The sequence below is a fragment of the Aureimonas phyllosphaerae genome, assembly GCF_047943035.1.
Classification (GTDB): domain Bacteria; phylum Pseudomonadota; class Alphaproteobacteria; order Rhizobiales; family Rhizobiaceae; genus Aureimonas; species Aureimonas phyllosphaerae.
This window is the reverse complement of record NZ_CP181348.1, coordinates 3,215,566-3,229,098: the sequence shown is the minus strand read 5'-3', so window position 1 is coordinate 3,229,098 and position 13,533 is coordinate 3,215,566. Positions and strand designations below refer to the sequence as shown.

General features: G+C 63.4%; 13 protein-coding genes and 3 tRNA genes. 1 reads left to right on the top strand and 15 read right to left on the bottom strand.

What is annotated here, in order from left to right; genetic code table 11:
• The 13 genes from nuoK to ACLNGM_RS15405 all read right to left on the bottom strand — a co-directional run bounded on the left by nuoK (position 1) and on the right by ACLNGM_RS15405 (position 11,051).
• Positions 1 to 309 carry an NADH-quinone oxidoreductase subunit NuoK gene (gene nuoK / locus ACLNGM_RS15465; RefSeq protein ID WP_055884692.1) on the bottom strand — a complete coding sequence of 103 codons (309 nt, stop codon included), beginning with the start codon at positions 307 to 309 and terminating at the stop codon, positions 1 to 3.
• Positions 310 to 331: 22 nt separating this feature from the next.
• Positions 332 to 949 carry an NADH-quinone oxidoreductase subunit J gene (locus ACLNGM_RS15460; protein WP_416355624.1) on the bottom strand — a complete coding sequence of 206 codons (618 nt, stop codon included), beginning with the start codon at positions 947 to 949 and terminating at the stop codon, positions 332 to 334.
• A 114-nt stretch (positions 950 to 1,063) separates the two neighbouring features.
• Positions 1,064 to 1,555 carry an NADH-quinone oxidoreductase subunit NuoI gene (gene nuoI, locus ACLNGM_RS15455; RefSeq protein ID WP_090959390.1) on the bottom strand — a complete coding sequence of 164 codons (492 nt, stop codon included), beginning with the start codon at positions 1,553 to 1,555 and terminating at the stop codon, positions 1,064 to 1,066.
• A 70-nt stretch (positions 1,556 to 1,625) separates the two neighbouring features.
• A complete protein-coding gene (gene nuoH / locus ACLNGM_RS15450; protein ID WP_090959392.1) occupies positions 1,626 to 2,714 on the bottom strand; it encodes an NADH-quinone oxidoreductase subunit NuoH in 1,089 nt (362 codons plus the stop codon).
• Between the two features lie 15 nt (positions 2,715 to 2,729).
• Positions 2,730 to 4,805: an NADH-quinone oxidoreductase subunit NuoG gene (nuoG, locus tag ACLNGM_RS15445; protein ID WP_416355623.1), complete on the bottom strand. Its 2,076-nt coding sequence runs from the start codon at positions 4,803 to 4,805 to the stop codon at positions 2,730 to 2,732.
• A gap of 188 nt (positions 4,806 to 4,993) precedes the next feature.
• Positions 4,994 to 6,301: an NADH-quinone oxidoreductase subunit NuoF gene (gene nuoF / locus ACLNGM_RS15440; protein WP_416355622.1), complete on the bottom strand. Its 1,308-nt coding sequence runs from the start codon at positions 6,299 to 6,301 to the stop codon at positions 4,994 to 4,996.
• A 14-nt stretch (positions 6,302 to 6,315) separates the two neighbouring features.
• A complete protein-coding gene (nuoE, locus tag ACLNGM_RS15435; RefSeq protein WP_416355621.1) occupies positions 6,316 to 7,503 on the bottom strand; it encodes an NADH-quinone oxidoreductase subunit NuoE in 1,188 nt (395 codons plus the stop codon).
• A gap of 166 nt (positions 7,504 to 7,669) precedes the next feature.
• The gene (locus tag ACLNGM_RS15430) at positions 7,670 to 8,860 is read right to left on the bottom strand and encodes an NADH-quinone oxidoreductase subunit D (RefSeq protein WP_416355620.1); all 1,191 of its coding nucleotides are present in this window, start codon (positions 8,858 to 8,860) and stop codon (positions 7,670 to 7,672) included.
• 177 nt (positions 8,861 to 9,037) lie between these two features.
• Positions 9,038 to 9,631, bottom strand: coding sequence for an NADH-quinone oxidoreductase subunit C (locus ACLNGM_RS15425; protein WP_416355619.1), 594 nt, complete (start codon positions 9,629 to 9,631; stop codon positions 9,038 to 9,040).
• Positions 9,632 to 9,638: 7 nt separating this feature from the next.
• Positions 9,639 to 10,196: a NuoB/complex I 20 kDa subunit family protein gene (locus ACLNGM_RS15420; RefSeq protein WP_416355618.1), complete on the bottom strand. Its 558-nt coding sequence runs from the start codon at positions 10,194 to 10,196 to the stop codon at positions 9,639 to 9,641.
• Positions 10,187 to 10,552, bottom strand: coding sequence for an NADH-quinone oxidoreductase subunit A (locus ACLNGM_RS15415; RefSeq protein ID WP_090959412.1), 366 nt, complete (start codon positions 10,550 to 10,552; stop codon positions 10,187 to 10,189). The genes ACLNGM_RS15420 and ACLNGM_RS15415 overlap by 10 nt, the downstream gene beginning before the upstream one ends.
• 297 nt (positions 10,553 to 10,849) lie before the next feature.
• Positions 10,850 to 10,926, bottom strand: a tRNA-Asp gene (locus tag ACLNGM_RS15410).
• 48 nt (positions 10,927 to 10,974) lie between these two features.
• Positions 10,975 to 11,051, bottom strand: a tRNA-Asp gene (locus ACLNGM_RS15405).
• A gap of 280 nt (positions 11,052 to 11,331) precedes the next feature.
• Here ACLNGM_RS15405 and ACLNGM_RS15400 point away from each other — a divergent pair.
• Positions 11,332 to 11,407 (top strand) — tRNA-Val (locus tag ACLNGM_RS15400).
• 508 nt (positions 11,408 to 11,915) lie between these two features.
• On the opposite strand, the gene ACLNGM_RS15395 is transcribed toward ACLNGM_RS15400, so the two are convergent.
• Both ACLNGM_RS15395 and ACLNGM_RS15390 read right to left on the bottom strand, forming a co-directional pair.
• Complete coding sequence (locus tag ACLNGM_RS15395; protein ID WP_416355617.1) at positions 11,916 to 12,512, bottom strand: phosphatase PAP2 family protein; 597 nt, start codon at positions 12,510 to 12,512, stop codon at positions 11,916 to 11,918.
• A 64-nt stretch (positions 12,513 to 12,576) separates the two neighbouring features.
• On the bottom strand, positions 12,577 to 13,029 hold the full coding sequence (locus tag ACLNGM_RS15390; protein WP_416355616.1) for a YqaA family protein: 453 nt from the start codon (positions 13,027 to 13,029) through the stop codon (positions 12,577 to 12,579).
• Between the last annotated feature and the right edge of the window lie 504 nt (positions 13,030 to 13,533).

Below are 13,533 nucleotides of genomic sequence, written 5' to 3'. Positions count from 1 at the left end.
TCAGCCCTTCATCGTGTTGACGTCATCGACGGCGATCGAGCCGCGATTTCGGAAGAAGACGACCAGGATCGCCAGGCCGATCGCCGCTTCCGCCGCGGCGACCGTGAGGATGAACAGGGCGAAGACCTGTCCGGCCAGATCGTTCAAGAAGGCGGAGAACGCCACGAGGTTGAGATTGACCGACAGGAGGATCAACTCGACCGACATGAGGATCGTGATGATGTTCTTGCGGTTCATGAAGATGCCGAAGACCCCCGTAACGAAGAGGATCGCGGCGACCGTGAGGTAGTGTCCGAGGCCGACAGCCATGGTTCGTGTATCCCTATCTGCCTCAGATGCCCTTGCCGCTCTCGACCTTGCGGATCTCGATGGCGGTGGCCGGGTTGCGGGCGACTTGAACGGGGATCGACTGGCGCTTGAGGCCCGCCTTGTGGCGCAGCGTCAGCACGATGGCGCCGATCATCGCGACGAACAGCACGAGGCCGGCCATCTGGAAGAAGAAGACGTAGCGCGTGTAGAGAACGTGCCCGAGCGCCTGGATGTTGGAGAGCTGCTCCAGCGGCGGGGTCGGCATCACCGTCTGCGCGCTGAGCTGCGGGGAATAGTAGCTGCCGGTGACCGCGATTATCAGCTGCGCGAGAAGAACCAGACCGATCACGGCGCCGATCGGGGCGTACTGAAAGGCGCCCTGCTTGATGCGACCGAAATCCAGATCCAGCATCATAACGACGAAGAGGAACAGGATCGCCACCGCACCGACATAGACCACGATCAGGATCAGTGCGAGGAACTCCGCCCCGGTCATCAAAAACAGGCCCGCGGACGCCACGAATGTCAGGATCAGGAAGAGGACCGAGTGGACGGGGTTCCGGGAGAGGACCACCATCATCGCCGAGCCGACGGAGACGATGGCGAAGACGTAGAAGAAGAAGGCTTGCAGCCCCAACATGTCGGGCTCCCCCTGAAATCGCGGTAGCATCAAAGGGCGGACGAACGATGACCTCGTTCGCCGCCGGCAGATTCGGTTCGGAGCGTGGCGCGACAGGGCGCCACGGGGTGCGGATTAGCGGTACGGAGCGTCGAGCGCAATGTTGCGAGCGATTTCACGCTCCCAACGGTCGCCGTTCGCCAGCAGCTTTTCCTTGTCGTAGTACAGTTCTTCACGCGTCTCGGTGGAGAACTCGAAGTTCGGCCCCTCGACGATCGCATCGACCGGGCAGGCTTCCTGGCAGAAGCCGCAGTAGATGCACTTCACCATGTCGATATCGTAGCGCACCGTGCGGCGCGTTCCGTCGTTGCGACGCGGCCCGGCTTCGATCGTAATGGCCTGCGCAGGACAGATCGCCTCGCAGAGCTTGCACGCGATGCAGCGCTCTTCGCCGTTGGGGTAGCGGCGAAGCGCATGCTCCCCCCGAAAGCGCGGGCTTACCGGTCCCTTCTCGAACGGGTAGTTCACGGTCGCCTTGGGAGCGAAAAAGTACCGCATCGACAAGCGGAACGCCTTCAGGAACTCGACCAGGAATAGGGATTTGACGGACTGGGCCAGGGCACTCATCGAACGATCCGATCTCCGGTAAAGGAGGCTTCGGGCGGCACGATCACCGCCCTCGTTGTGTCTTTATGGCTTACCAGGACAGGGCCGCCGCCTGGCGAGCAGCGTCCGCGCTCTGGCCGTCGCCCCAGCCGGTCAGCTGAAGCACCAGGGCGACCAGCACGACCATCGCCAGCGACAGCGGAAGGAACACCTTCCAGCCGAGGCGCATGAGCTGGTCGTAACGGTAGCGCGGCACGAAGGCCTTCACCATCGCGAACATGAAGAAGCAGAGCGCCACTTTCGCGAGGAACCAGATGACGCCGGGAACCCAGGTGAACGGTGCGAAGCCGAACGGCGGAAGCCAGCCACCCAGAAACAGGATGGTCATCAGCGAGCACATCAGGGTGATGGCTGCATACTCGCCGAGCATGAACATCATGTACGGGGTCGAGCCGTACTCGACCATGAAGCCCGCGACGAGCTCCGACTCCGCTTCCGGCAGATCGAACGGCGGCCGGTTCGTCTCGGCGAGTGCCGAGATGAAGAAGATCACGAACATCGGGAAGAGCGACAGCCAATGCCAGTCGAGGAAGCTGGCGGGCAGGCCGACCATCGTGCCGACGCCGGTGTTCTGCGACAGGACGATCTGGGTCAGGTTCAGCGAGCCGGCACACAGAAGGACGGTGACGATCACGAAGCCGATCGAGACCTCGTAGGACACCATCTGGGCCGCCGAGCGAAGTGCGCCAAGGAAGGCGTATTTCGAGTTCGACGCCCAGCCGCCCATGATGACGCCATACACCTCGAGCGACGAGATTGCGAAGATGTAGAGGATACCGATGTTGATGTCGGCGATCACCCAGCCGTCGGAGACGGGCACAACCGCAAAGGTCGCCAGGGCCAGCGTCACCGCGACCAGCGGCGCGAGGAGGAAGACGACCTTGTCGGACGAGGCCGGAATGACCGGCTCCTTCAGGACGAACTTCAGAAGGTCGGCGAAGGACTGGAAGAGGCCGAAGGGGCCGACGACGTTGGGGCCGCGACGCATCTGCACGGCTGCCCAGATCTTGCGATCGGCCAGAAGGATGTAGGCGATCAGGACCAGCAGGACCACCAGGAAGAGAAGGCTCTGACCGATAATGACGAGGGCCGGCCAGATATAGGCGGAGAACAGCTCCATGGGTTCGTACCGTCCTTACTCGGCCGCTTCGAGATGCTCGACATGCGCGAGGCGCGAGCACTCCGCCATGACCTTCGAGGCCCGGGCAATGGGATTGGTCAGATAGAAGTCGCCGATGCCGGACTTGAACGCCGCCCCCGACGGTGTGCCCGCACGGTCGGCAAGATGCGTGATCGCGTTGGGATCGGCAGCCTGCAACTCGGAACCGACGAAGATCGGATGAGCGCCCGCAAGGTCGCGGCGCAGCGCACCGAGTGAGTCGAATGGCAGGGCCTTGCCCAGCACGGCGGACAGGGCGCGGAAGATCGCCCACTCCTCGCGCGCGTCACCTGGCGGGAAGCCGGCGCGCGAGCCCGTCTGCACCCGGCCTTCGGTGTTGACCCAAGTCCCGGACTTTTCCGTGTAGGCCGCACCCGGCAGAATGACATCGGCGCGATGCGCACCCTTGTCGCCGTGCGTTCCCACGTAGACGACGAAGGCGCTGGGCCCGATGTCGATCTCGTCGGCTCCGAGATTGAAGAGGACGTCGACGCCGTCCGATACCATCTCGGCCACCGCCTTGCCGCCCTCGCCCGGCACGAAGCCGATATCGAGGCCGCCGACCCGGCTTGCCGCCGTGTGGAGGACGTTGAAGCCGTTCCACTCGTCGGACACCGCGCCGATCTCACGCGCAAGCGCTGCGATGCTGGCAAGAACGTCGGCGCCGTTCTCGCCGCTGATCGCGCCCTGCCCCACGATGATCATCGGGCGGGCCGCATTCTTAAGGGCGTCGAAGAACTCGCCGTTCGCGGTCTCGATGTCGGACAGCGTCTGCGGTCCCGCACCGAGGTAGGTGACGGCATAGCGCAGGTCCGACTTCTCGCCGATGAAACCGACCGGGAAGTCGCCGCGGCGCCAGCGCTTGCGGATGCGCGCGTTGAGCACCGGAGCTTCGAAGCGCGGATTGGAGCCGATGATCAGCAGCGCGTCAGCCTGCTCGATGCCGGCGATCGTCGTGTTGAAAACGTAGGAAGCACGTCCGTCGGCCGGGTCGAGCTTCGCCCCGTCCTGACGGCAGTCGAGATTGGCGGATCCGAGCTGGCCCATCAGGCGCTTCAAAGCCCACATGTCCTCGACGGCCGACAGATCGCCCGCGATCGCGCCGATCCGGTCCGGCGCGACGCCGGACACTTTCTGGCGAATGGCCTCGAACGCCTCGGGCCAGGAGACCGGCTGGAGACGACCGTCGCGGCGAACATACGGGCGGTCGAGGCGCTGGGTGCGCAGGCCGTCCCAGACGAAGCGGGTCTTGTCGGAGATCCACTCCTCGTTGACGAGGTCGTTGATGCGCGGAAGGATGCGCATCACCTCGCGGCCGCGCGTGTCGACACGGATCGCCGAACCGACCGCGTCCATCACGTCGACCGACTCCGTCTTGGTCAGTTCCCACGGACGGGCCTGGAACGCATAGGGACGCGAGGTCAAAGCGCCGACCGGGCACAAGTCAATGACGTTGCCCTGAAGCTCGGAGGTCATGGCCTGCTCGAGATAGGTCGTGATCTCGGCGTCCTCGCCGCGACCGACGAGGCCGAGCTCGGAAATGCCCGCCACCTCGGTCGTGAAGCGAACGCACCGCGTGCAGTGAATGCACCGCGTCATGATCGTCTTCACAAGGGGGCCGATGTATTTGTCCTCGACCGCGCGCTTGTTCTCCTGATAGCGCGACGAGTCGACGCCGAAGGCCATCGCCTGGTCCTGAAGATCGCACTCGCCGCCCTGATCGCAGATCGGGCAATCCAGCGGGTGGTTGATCAGGAGGAATTCCATGACGCCCTCGCGGGCCTTCTTCACCATAGGCGTATTGGTGAAGATTTCCGGCGCTTCGCCATTCGGGCCCGGACGGAGATCGCGCACGCCCATCGCGCACGAAGCGGCAGGCTTCGGCGGGCCACCCTTCACCTCGATGAGGCACATGCGGCAGTTACCAGCGACCGACAGGCGCTCATGGAAGCAGAAGCGCGGAATCTCGGCACCCGCCTCCTCCGCCGCCTGCAGCAGCGTGTAGTGGTCGGGAACCTCGATCTCGTTTCCGTCGACTTTGATCTTTGCCATTTTCAGACCCGATCGAACTTGGCTTTCAAAGTGCGACGGCCGCCGAACGCGTGGCGGCCATTGTCACTGGCCAGATATCCATTACCTCGGCGGACTGTCCGGCGGCCTCTTGTCGGAGGCTATCCAGTTGTCCACCACCTTGCCGGCCGAACTCCGATCCAGATCGAAGCCGATCGACCACCGAGACCCTATTCCGCCGCCTGCAGGATCGGCTTGCGACCCGTGTCGGCGTTGCGCGAGAACTCGTCGATGCGACGCTCGATCTCCGGGCGGAAGTGGCGAACCAGACCCTGGATCGGCCAAGCGGCGGCGTCGCCGAGCGCGCAGATCGTGTGGCCTTCGACCTGCTTCGTCACGTCGAGGAGCATGTCGATCTCGCGCTTCTGCGCGTTGCCGACCACCATGCGTTCCATGACGCGCCACATCCAGCCCGTGCCTTCGCGGCAAGGCGTGCACTGACCGCAGCTCTCGTGCTTGTAGAAGTATGCAAGGCGAGCGATCGCCCGGACGATGTCGGTCGACTTGTCCATGACGATCACGGCGGCTGTGCCGAACGAGGACTTCACCTCGCGCATGCCGTCGAAGTCCATCGGCGCGTCGAGGATTTGCTCGCCGGGCACTAGCGGGCAGGACGAGCCGCCCGGAATGACGGCCAGGAGATTTTCGTAGCCGCCGCGCACGCCGCCGCAGTGACGATCGATCAGCTCCCGGAACGGGATGCCCATCGACTCCTCGACCGTGCACGGCCGGTTCACGTGACCCGAGATCGAGAAGAGCTTCGTGCCCGTGTTGTTCGGACGGCCGATGCCGGCAAACCAGCCACCGCCGCGGCGCAGGATGGTCGGCGCAACGGCGATCGACTCGACGTTGTTCACCGTCGTCGGGCAACCGTAGAGGCCCATGTTCGCCGGGAACGGCGGCTTCAGGCGCGGCTGGCCCTTCTTGCCTTCGAGGCTTTCGAGCAGCGCGGTCTCTTCACCGCAGATATAGGCGCCGGCGCCATGATGGACGAAGATGTCCATGTCCCAGCCGCACTTGTTATCGCGTCCGAGCAGGCCCGTCTCGTAGCATTCGTCGATGGCGAGCTGCAGCGCTTCCCGCTCGCGGACGTACTCGCCGCGGACGTAGATGTACGCCGTGTGCGCGCCCATCGCGAAACCGGCGATCACGCAGCCTTCGACCAGCGTGAACGGGTCGTTGCGCATGATCTCCCGGTCCTTGCAGGTCCCGGGCTCGGACTCGTCGGCGTTCACCACGAGGTAATGCGGCCGCTCGCCGACTTCCTTTGGCATGAACGACCACTTGAGACCCGTCGGAAAGCCGGCCCCGCCGCGACCGCGCAGGCCCGATGCTTTCATCTCGTTGATGATCCAGTCGCGGCCCTTGCCGATGATGTCGGCCGTGCCATCGAAATGGCCGCGCTTCATCGCGCCCTTCAGGCTTTTGTCCCGAAGGCCGTAAATGTTGGTAAAGATCCGGTCCTTGTCCTGAAGCATGTTCCGATCTCCGCCTATTCCGAGGCCTTCGGCTTCGTGCCGCGACGACCCTTGGCCGGTTCGCCCTTGCCGACGTCCGGACCTGGAAGAACGTCATCCGTGTCGGTGCGCTTGCCTTCGAGCGTACCGGTCGCGGTATGATCCTTGCCCGACAGATCTTCCTTGCCGGTTGCGGCAAAGCCCCGATCGCTGTCCTCGACGAACTTTTCTTCCAGAACGACGGCGCTCTGAGCGCTGACGCCCTTTGTCGTGAGCGGCCCATCCGTGCGGGCCTCGCCCGACATGGTTTCGGCCTTCTTCTGCTCTGCAGCAGCATTGGTCTGCTCGGCGCCGGTCGGACCCTGCTGCGTTCCTCCCGTCCGTCCGGACGTGGCGGAATGGTTCGTCAGGTCAACGCTGGTCGCTTCCTCGGCCGCCGGATGTGTCTTGGCGACCCCGTCCGGACCCTTGATGGTGGGATCCGTTTCCGGTGCGTGCGTATCGACACGACCGGCCTGCGAGGGTGCCGAGCCGGCTCCGCCATCGCTCGGCGCGGACGTGCCGCCGGTCTGTGGCGCCGTACGGGCCTCGTCGGTGCCACCGTCGTCGTCATTGAATGTGTTCAGCGTCGTCAGGCCGCCCACCGGGACCGATAGATGTCGGTCGATCTGGGGGCCTTTCTTGATCGCAGCGCCCTCGCCGCGGTCGAACGCGTCGATGATCTCCGCCAGCCGATCGGCCGTCAGGTCCTCATAGGTGTCCTTGAACACCATCACCATCGGGGCGTTCACGCAGGCGCCGAGGCACTCGACCTCTTCCCAAGACAGAGTGCCGCTATCGTTCAGGTGAAACGGCTGCGGATGGATCTTCTCACGGCAGACGCGCTTCAGATCGTCCGACCCTCGCAGCATGCACGGCGTCGTCCCGCACACCTGGATGTGGGCGCGCGTGCCGACAGGGGCGAGCTGGAACTGCGTGTAGAAGGTCGCGACCTCGAGCACGCGGATCATCGGCATGCGAAGCCGCTGCGCGACGTGCTCGATGGCGGCTTTCGTCACCCAGCCGTCCTGCTCCTGTGCACGCATCAGGAGCGGGATGACGGCAGACTGCTGACGGCCTTCGGGATATTTGCGGATCGTCGCCTCGGCCCATTCGGCGTTCTGCGCCGAAAAGGCAAAACCTTGAGGCTGAACGGCATCTTCCGCAAGACGTCTGACGGACATCGGACCTCGACTTCAGAACGGTTCCAACACACCCGTGTTGCGGCGCGTTCTAACACATTAAGCATGAAAGACCAGCGCCCGAACCCGTGCCGGACGCCGTGTCGTATCGATTTTCGATCGCCCACCAGCGAGGCGATCGGGACAATTCCAGCTGGTCGTTACCGGTCTAGCGGTCGACCTCGCCGAACACGATGTCGCACGATCCGAGAATCGCCGAGACGTCGGCCAGCATGTGATTGCGGCACAGGAAATCCATGGCCTGCAGATGGGCGAAGCCAGGCGCGCGGATCTTGCAGCGGTACGGCTTGTTGGTCCCGTCCGCCACCAGGTAGACCCCGAACTCGCCCTTCGGCGCTTCGACGGCCGCGTAGACCTCGCCCTCGGGCACATGGAAGCCTTCGGTGTAGAGCTTGAAGTGGTGAATCAGCGCTTCCATCGAGCGGCGCATCTCGCCGCGCTTGGGCGGCACGACCTTGCCCTCGGTCGAGGCGAAGGGGCCGGCCCGGTCGCGGCCAGCGAGACGCTCAACGCACTGCTTCATGATCGCGACCGACTGACGCATCTCCTCCATGCGGATGAGGTAGCGGTCGTAGCAGTCGCCGTTCTTGCCGATCGGAATGTCGAAATCCATCTGGTCGTAGCACTCGTAGGGCTGCGACTTGCGCAGATCCCACGCGGCGCCAGAACCGCGGACCATCACGCCCGAGAAGCCCCAGGCCCAGGCGTCCTCCAGGCTGACGACGCCGATATCGACGTTGCGCTGCTTGAAGATTCGGTTCTCGGTCAGGAGTTCGTCGATATCGGCGAGGCGCGGCAGGAACTCGTCGCACCAGATGCCGATATCGTCGACGAGCTGCGGCGCAAGATCCTGATGCACGCCGCCCGGCCGGAAGTACGCGGCGTGGAGGCGAGCGCCGGACGCGCGCTCGTAGAAGACCATCAGCTTCTCGCGTTCCTCGAAGCCCCAGAGCGGTGGGGTTAGCGCGCCGACGTCCATGGCCTGGGTCGTCACGTTGAGGAGATGCGAGAGAATGCGCCCGATCTCGCAATAAAGAACGCGGATCAACTGACCCTTGATCGGGACCTCGACCCCGGCGAGACGCTCGACCGCAAGGCAGAACGCATGCTCCTGGTTCATCGGCGCGACGTAGTCGAGCCGGTCGAAGTAGGGCATCGCCTGAAGGTAGGTCTTCTGCTCGATCAGCTTCTCGGTGCCGCGATGCAGCAGGCCGATATGGGGATCGACGCGCTCGACGTTCTCACCGTCGAGCTCGAGCACGAGGCGGAGCACGCCGTGTGCCGCCGGATGCTGGGGGCCGAAATTGATGTTGAAGTTCCGGACGTCGATCTCGGCCACGGTCAGGCACCCTGCTCGTTTGCGAACTGCGCGACGGTCTGCGCGCCCGCGATCCTACGGGCTTCGTTCGCGAAGGAATATTGCGACGACTTGTCGTCAACGGACCTGGGACTGCTGATCGACGGACCTCGGCAACCGAGGCCGCCGGACGGCAAAGTGCCCTCGCCCGTCATCCTCTCAGTTCGCCTTCGCCTTCTCGTCGCCGGGCAGCACGTAATCCGTGCCCTCCCACGGCGACAGAAAGTCGAACTGCCGGAACTCTTGGCGCAGTTCCACCGGCTCATAGACGACCTGCTTCAGCTGCTCGTCGTAGTGCACCTCGACGAACCCGGTCAGCGGGAAGTCCTTCCGCAGCGGATGCCCCTCGAAACCGTAGTCTGTCAGGATGCGGCGAAGATCCGGATGCCCGGTGAACAGGATGCCGTAGAGGTCATAGGCTTCGCGCTCGAACCAGTCGGCACCGGGAAATACGCTGGTGATCGAGGGAACCGGATCGTCCTCACCGGTCAGCACCTTCACGCGGATGCGCTGGTTGAGGTACGGCGAAAGGAGATGGATCACCACCTCGAACCGATCGACGCGAGCCGGGTAGTCCACGCCGCACAGATCGACGAAGGACTTGAACTGGCACTGCGGATCGTCGCGCAGATGCGTGACGACTTCGACGAGGTACCCCGGAGCGACCGTCAACGTCAGTTCATCCAGCCGGAAGTCCGACGCGACAAGCTTCTCGCCGAACAGTGGGACCAGATATTCCGAAAGCTCGTTCATGCGCCCCTCAACGCTCGATCGTTCCAAGACGACGAATCTTCTTCTGCAGAAGAAGGACGCCGTAGAGAAGCGCCTCGGCCGTCGGCGGGCAGCCCGGCACGTAGATGTCGACCGGCACTACGCGATCGCAGCCGCGCACCACCGAATAGGAATAGTGGTAATAGCCGCCACCGTTGGCGCAGGATCCCATGGAGATCACGTAACGCGGCTCCGGCATCTGGTCGTAGACCTTGCGGAGCGCCGGTGCCATCTTGTTGGTGAGGGTGCCGGCGACGATCATCACGTCGGACTGGCGAGGTGACGCACGCGGGGCGAAGCCGAAGCGCTCGCCGTCGTAACGCGGCATCGACATCTGCATCATCTCGACCGCGCAGCATGCGAGACCGAACGTCATCCACATGAGCGAGCCCGTGCGCGCCCACTGGATGAGGTCCTCGGTCGAGGTGACGATGAAGCCCTTATCGGCCAGTTCGTTGTTAACCTCGGTGACGAACGGATCGGCCGCAGGAGCTACCTGCAGGTCGGATCGCGCGGCAAACGGGGCGGTACCGGGGTTCAATCCCATTCGAGGGCACCTTTCTTCCATTCATAGACAAACCCGACGGTCAGAACGCCGAGGAAGACCATCATCGACCAGAAGCCCGCCCACCCGAGATCGCCGAAGGAGGCAGCCCAGGGGAACAGGAATGCGACTTCGAGATCGAAGATGATGAAAAGGATCGACACCAGATAGAATCGGACGTCGAACTTCATGCGCGAATCGTCGAAGGCGTCGAAGCCGCACTCGTAAGCCGACAGCTTCTCGTCGTCCGGCGCCTTGAAGGCGAGCAGGAACGGTGACACGAGAAGCGCGATACCGATCAGGAGCGCGACGCCGACGAAGATGACGATCGGTAGGTAGGATCCAAGAAGCTCGTTCACAAGCGGGTCTTCCTCTGAGCCGGGTGCGCCAAGTCCGCACACCGGCCGCGGCAGTGCGGCTTTGAAAACCTGACGGGGACATGAGCGATCGGAGGACGTATTCAATGCGTCCAACGGCCACGGCTCACGCCCTTCGCATTGCGGCGAGGATTAGACCCTTCCTAATGTGGACGCAAGCAGCATCCCCGCCCATTGGGCGTGCTTGAAGCAATCTTCGCAGACAGGCAAACGAAGCCGGAACAGCGCAGCAGCGTGGGCTGAAGACGAGTTCGAGCATAGAACATATAGGAAGAGAGATGGCGCGAGTGACGGGGCTCGAACCCGCGACCTCCGGCGTGACAGGCCGGCACTCTAACCGACTGAGCTACACCCGCGCATGTCGTTGCCTCTAGTCAGTGGCAACGTAAAAAGTCGAAATACAATGGCGCGAGTGACGGGGCTCGAACCCGCGACCTCCGGCGTGACAGGCCGGCACTCTAACCAACTGAGCTACACCCGCGCATCGTATTGTGTCGCTGGCGTGTCCGTCAGCGGCATGAGCGGTCGTTTACGGGCTCCCCTTCCGTCTGTCAACGCGCTTTCGCACGTGATTTGAAAACCCATTCCGATCAGTGCGTTCGAAGCGCCTGTGCTGAAGAATCGGCTCGGAGGATGTGCGCTCGAGGGCCCGGACTTCCGGGGCGTGCCCGCGAATCTCCTCTCTCAGTGCTATCAGCGGGGAGGCGTGCCCGTGGCCTCTTGACCGATGGTCGGCCAAACGCGTAATCGGTGGCCCCGGAGGGCGATTAGCTCAGTTGGTAGAGCGCCTCGCTTACACCGAGGATGTCGGCAGTTCGAGCCTGTCATCGCCCACCAAGGACTGCACCCAGCGCCACGTGGGGGTTGCACCTTCCGGCCGCTCCAGTCCCTATCCTGATCAAACTAGGCTTCCGTCCCTGTTCACCGACGTTGCGCCGGCCGTGAAGGTCAAGGACGATCGGCTGCTTGTGGATCGAGATCGAGGGATCGAGAAGATTCCGCAGTGGGAATTTCGGTGGTGGTTCGAAGGCTGCGGGTCGACCGTAGAAAGACCGACCGATCGAAAGCCTGAAGGATCGCCCGTCAGCCATGATCCGCGGCCGTCCTCCGGCAGCCGAAGACCCTTCCGATCCGGACCCAGTCTGCATTGTCCGTTATTCAGGTGTAAGTCCGTCCGGAGCGATCCGTCGCGGAAACATTCGGACGATGCGGCGCATCACACAGCGAAACCAACCGACGGGCGGCTGTTCGTGGCTCGTCAAAGGAATTCGACGGACTAAGAAAGCATCCGCTCGCGGTTGCTCTTGGCCATCAAGCCAACTCGGAAAAGCAAGATGCCGTCCGGTCAGCCCCGGCCCCTGATCATCCAAGCGGCGGGTCGCGCGACGGCTTGCTCGAATAGCCTTTCCCCGGCTGAGGTGAGATGCCTGCCGAGCCGCCGGTCGATCAGGATGGCGAGGCATGCCGCTCCGGCCGCAATCACCATCGCACCGAACATGTCCAGCGGAAAATGAATGCCGAGATAGACGCGGGACCAAGCCACGATCAGCCCCGCGCAGCCGATGCAGAGCGCATGGCACCAGTGCCGCAGGGCTAACATCACCGCGGCATAAGTGAACATGGCGAGCCCATGATTGCTGGGGAAGGAAGGGCTGCCGCGGTGTTCGATGAGTTGGTTGCCGAGAGGGATGAGGAAGGGGCGCTGCGTCGGAACGATCATCCCGATCGCGAAGCTGGCAAGGGCAGCAAGGAGAAGAGCGATGGCGAGGATCAATGCCTGCCGGCGGACGTCGTGCGTCCCCGCAATCCAAAGAAGCGCGAGGTGGCAGGGAATGACCAACACGACGTAACGAGCGGCGAAATAGGCGAACCAGGCCGTTGCGCCCCATGTGGGCGATCCGGCGTTAATGGCGGAAAAAAGGGTCTGATCGAGCGCGTTCATCGGTGAACGTCCTCCGTGTCGGCTGGGTCTGTCGAAGTGTCGGGAGGGTAGATGAAAATCCGGCCTAGACGCCGAGACGAACGAAAGCGAAGCCACCGAGGAGGGCGACGATTTCCGCCATGAAGATGATGCCCAGTCGCCTCTCGATGAAAGCTCGAACGGATGGTCCGAAGCGATAGAGCAAGCCGGCCACTGCATAGAAGCGGATGCCACTCGCCACGATGCTCGACAAGACGAACACCGCGGGATCGAGCCCGGTCGCGCCGCTCGCGATCGCGACCACCATGAGGGGAAACGGAGTGAGGCCCGCTATGAGGACGATCCAGGCACCCCATTCGTTGTAGGTCATGGCGAACTCGGCGAAGCGGTCACCATAACCGTAGATCGCAAGAAGCGACTTGGCGACCTCGTCGAACAGGAGCGCCCCGATGAGGTAGCCGAGGATCGCGCCGAGAACCGACATCGTGGTGCAGATGAAGGCGAGCCGCCAAGCTCGGCGACGCTCGGCGACGATCATGGGAAATAAGAGCGCATCCGCGGAACGGGAAAGAATGAGCTTTCCGCAAAAGAAACCAGGCTGAGGGCGTATGTGGCTCGCGGCTTGGCGGACAGACGCAAGGTCGAGTCATTGAGGATTCGGAGCATCGGGCCCCCTTCAGGAATTTCTTAGTCTGGCTTATCACGAGAACAGCACAAGGTGACCCGACGCCTGCGATTTCGACCATGGTTTGCAACCAGGCACCGAACTTGCGGTTTCTCGACCGTCTTCCTCTTGCCCCCCTGACCCTGCAGCCCCATACCCCGTCCGGGTGCGCGTCCCGCTCGGACGCGCAGGTGTACTCACGTTGGTCGGGCCGCCAGCGGTGAGAACCTGTGGACGCCCATGAGTGAACGCTTCTTAGCTGCCATTCCACCCTTCCTCGCGTTGACAATTGCCGCTCGCCGCGTCGTGTCGGTGGCAGCGCATGGAGGGCCGAATGCGCGACGGCGCACAGCGCGTGGCGTGGTCCGAAATGTCCAA

What these genes read in the sequence shown, in the direction of transcription:
- nuoI (WP_090959390.1), bottom strand. Translation starts at nt 1,555, where the DNA reads ATGAGTGCCCTGGCCCAGTCCGTCAAATCCCTATTCCTGGTCGAGTTC.
- ACLNGM_RS15425 (WP_416355619.1), bottom strand. Translation starts at nt 9,631, where the DNA reads ATGAACGAGCTTTCGGAATATCTGGTCCCACTGTTCGGCGAGAAGCTT.
- ACLNGM_RS15420 (WP_416355618.1), bottom strand. Translation starts at nt 10,196, where the DNA reads ATGGGATTGAACCCCGGTACCGCCCCGTTTGCCGCGCGATCCGACCTG.
- nuoK (WP_055884692.1), bottom strand. Translation starts at nt 309, where the DNA reads ATGGCTGTCGGCCTCGGACACTACCTCACGGTCGCCGCGATCCTCTTC.
- ACLNGM_RS15395 (WP_416355617.1), bottom strand. Translation starts at nt 12,512, where the DNA reads ATGAACGCGCTCGATCAGACCCTTTTTTCCGCCATTAACGCCGGATCG.
- ACLNGM_RS15460 (WP_416355624.1), bottom strand. Translation starts at nt 949, where the DNA reads ATGTTGGGGCTGCAAGCCTTCTTCTTCTACGTCTTCGCCATCGTCTCC.
- nuoH (WP_090959392.1), bottom strand. Translation starts at nt 2,714, where the DNA reads ATGGAGCTGTTCTCCGCCTATATCTGGCCGGCCCTCGTCATTATCGGT.
- nuoF (WP_416355622.1), bottom strand. Translation starts at nt 6,301, where the DNA reads ATGCTTCAGGACAAGGACCGGATCTTTACCAACATTTACGGCCTTCGG.
- ACLNGM_RS15390 (WP_416355616.1), bottom strand. Translation starts at nt 13,029, where the DNA reads ATGATCGTCGCCGAGCGTCGCCGAGCTTGGCGGCTCGCCTTCATCTGC.
- nuoE (WP_416355621.1), bottom strand. Translation starts at nt 7,503, where the DNA reads ATGTCCGTCAGACGTCTTGCGGAAGATGCCGTTCAGCCTCAAGGTTTT.
- nuoG (WP_416355623.1), bottom strand. Translation starts at nt 4,805, where the DNA reads ATGGCAAAGATCAAAGTCGACGGAAACGAGATCGAGGTTCCCGACCAC.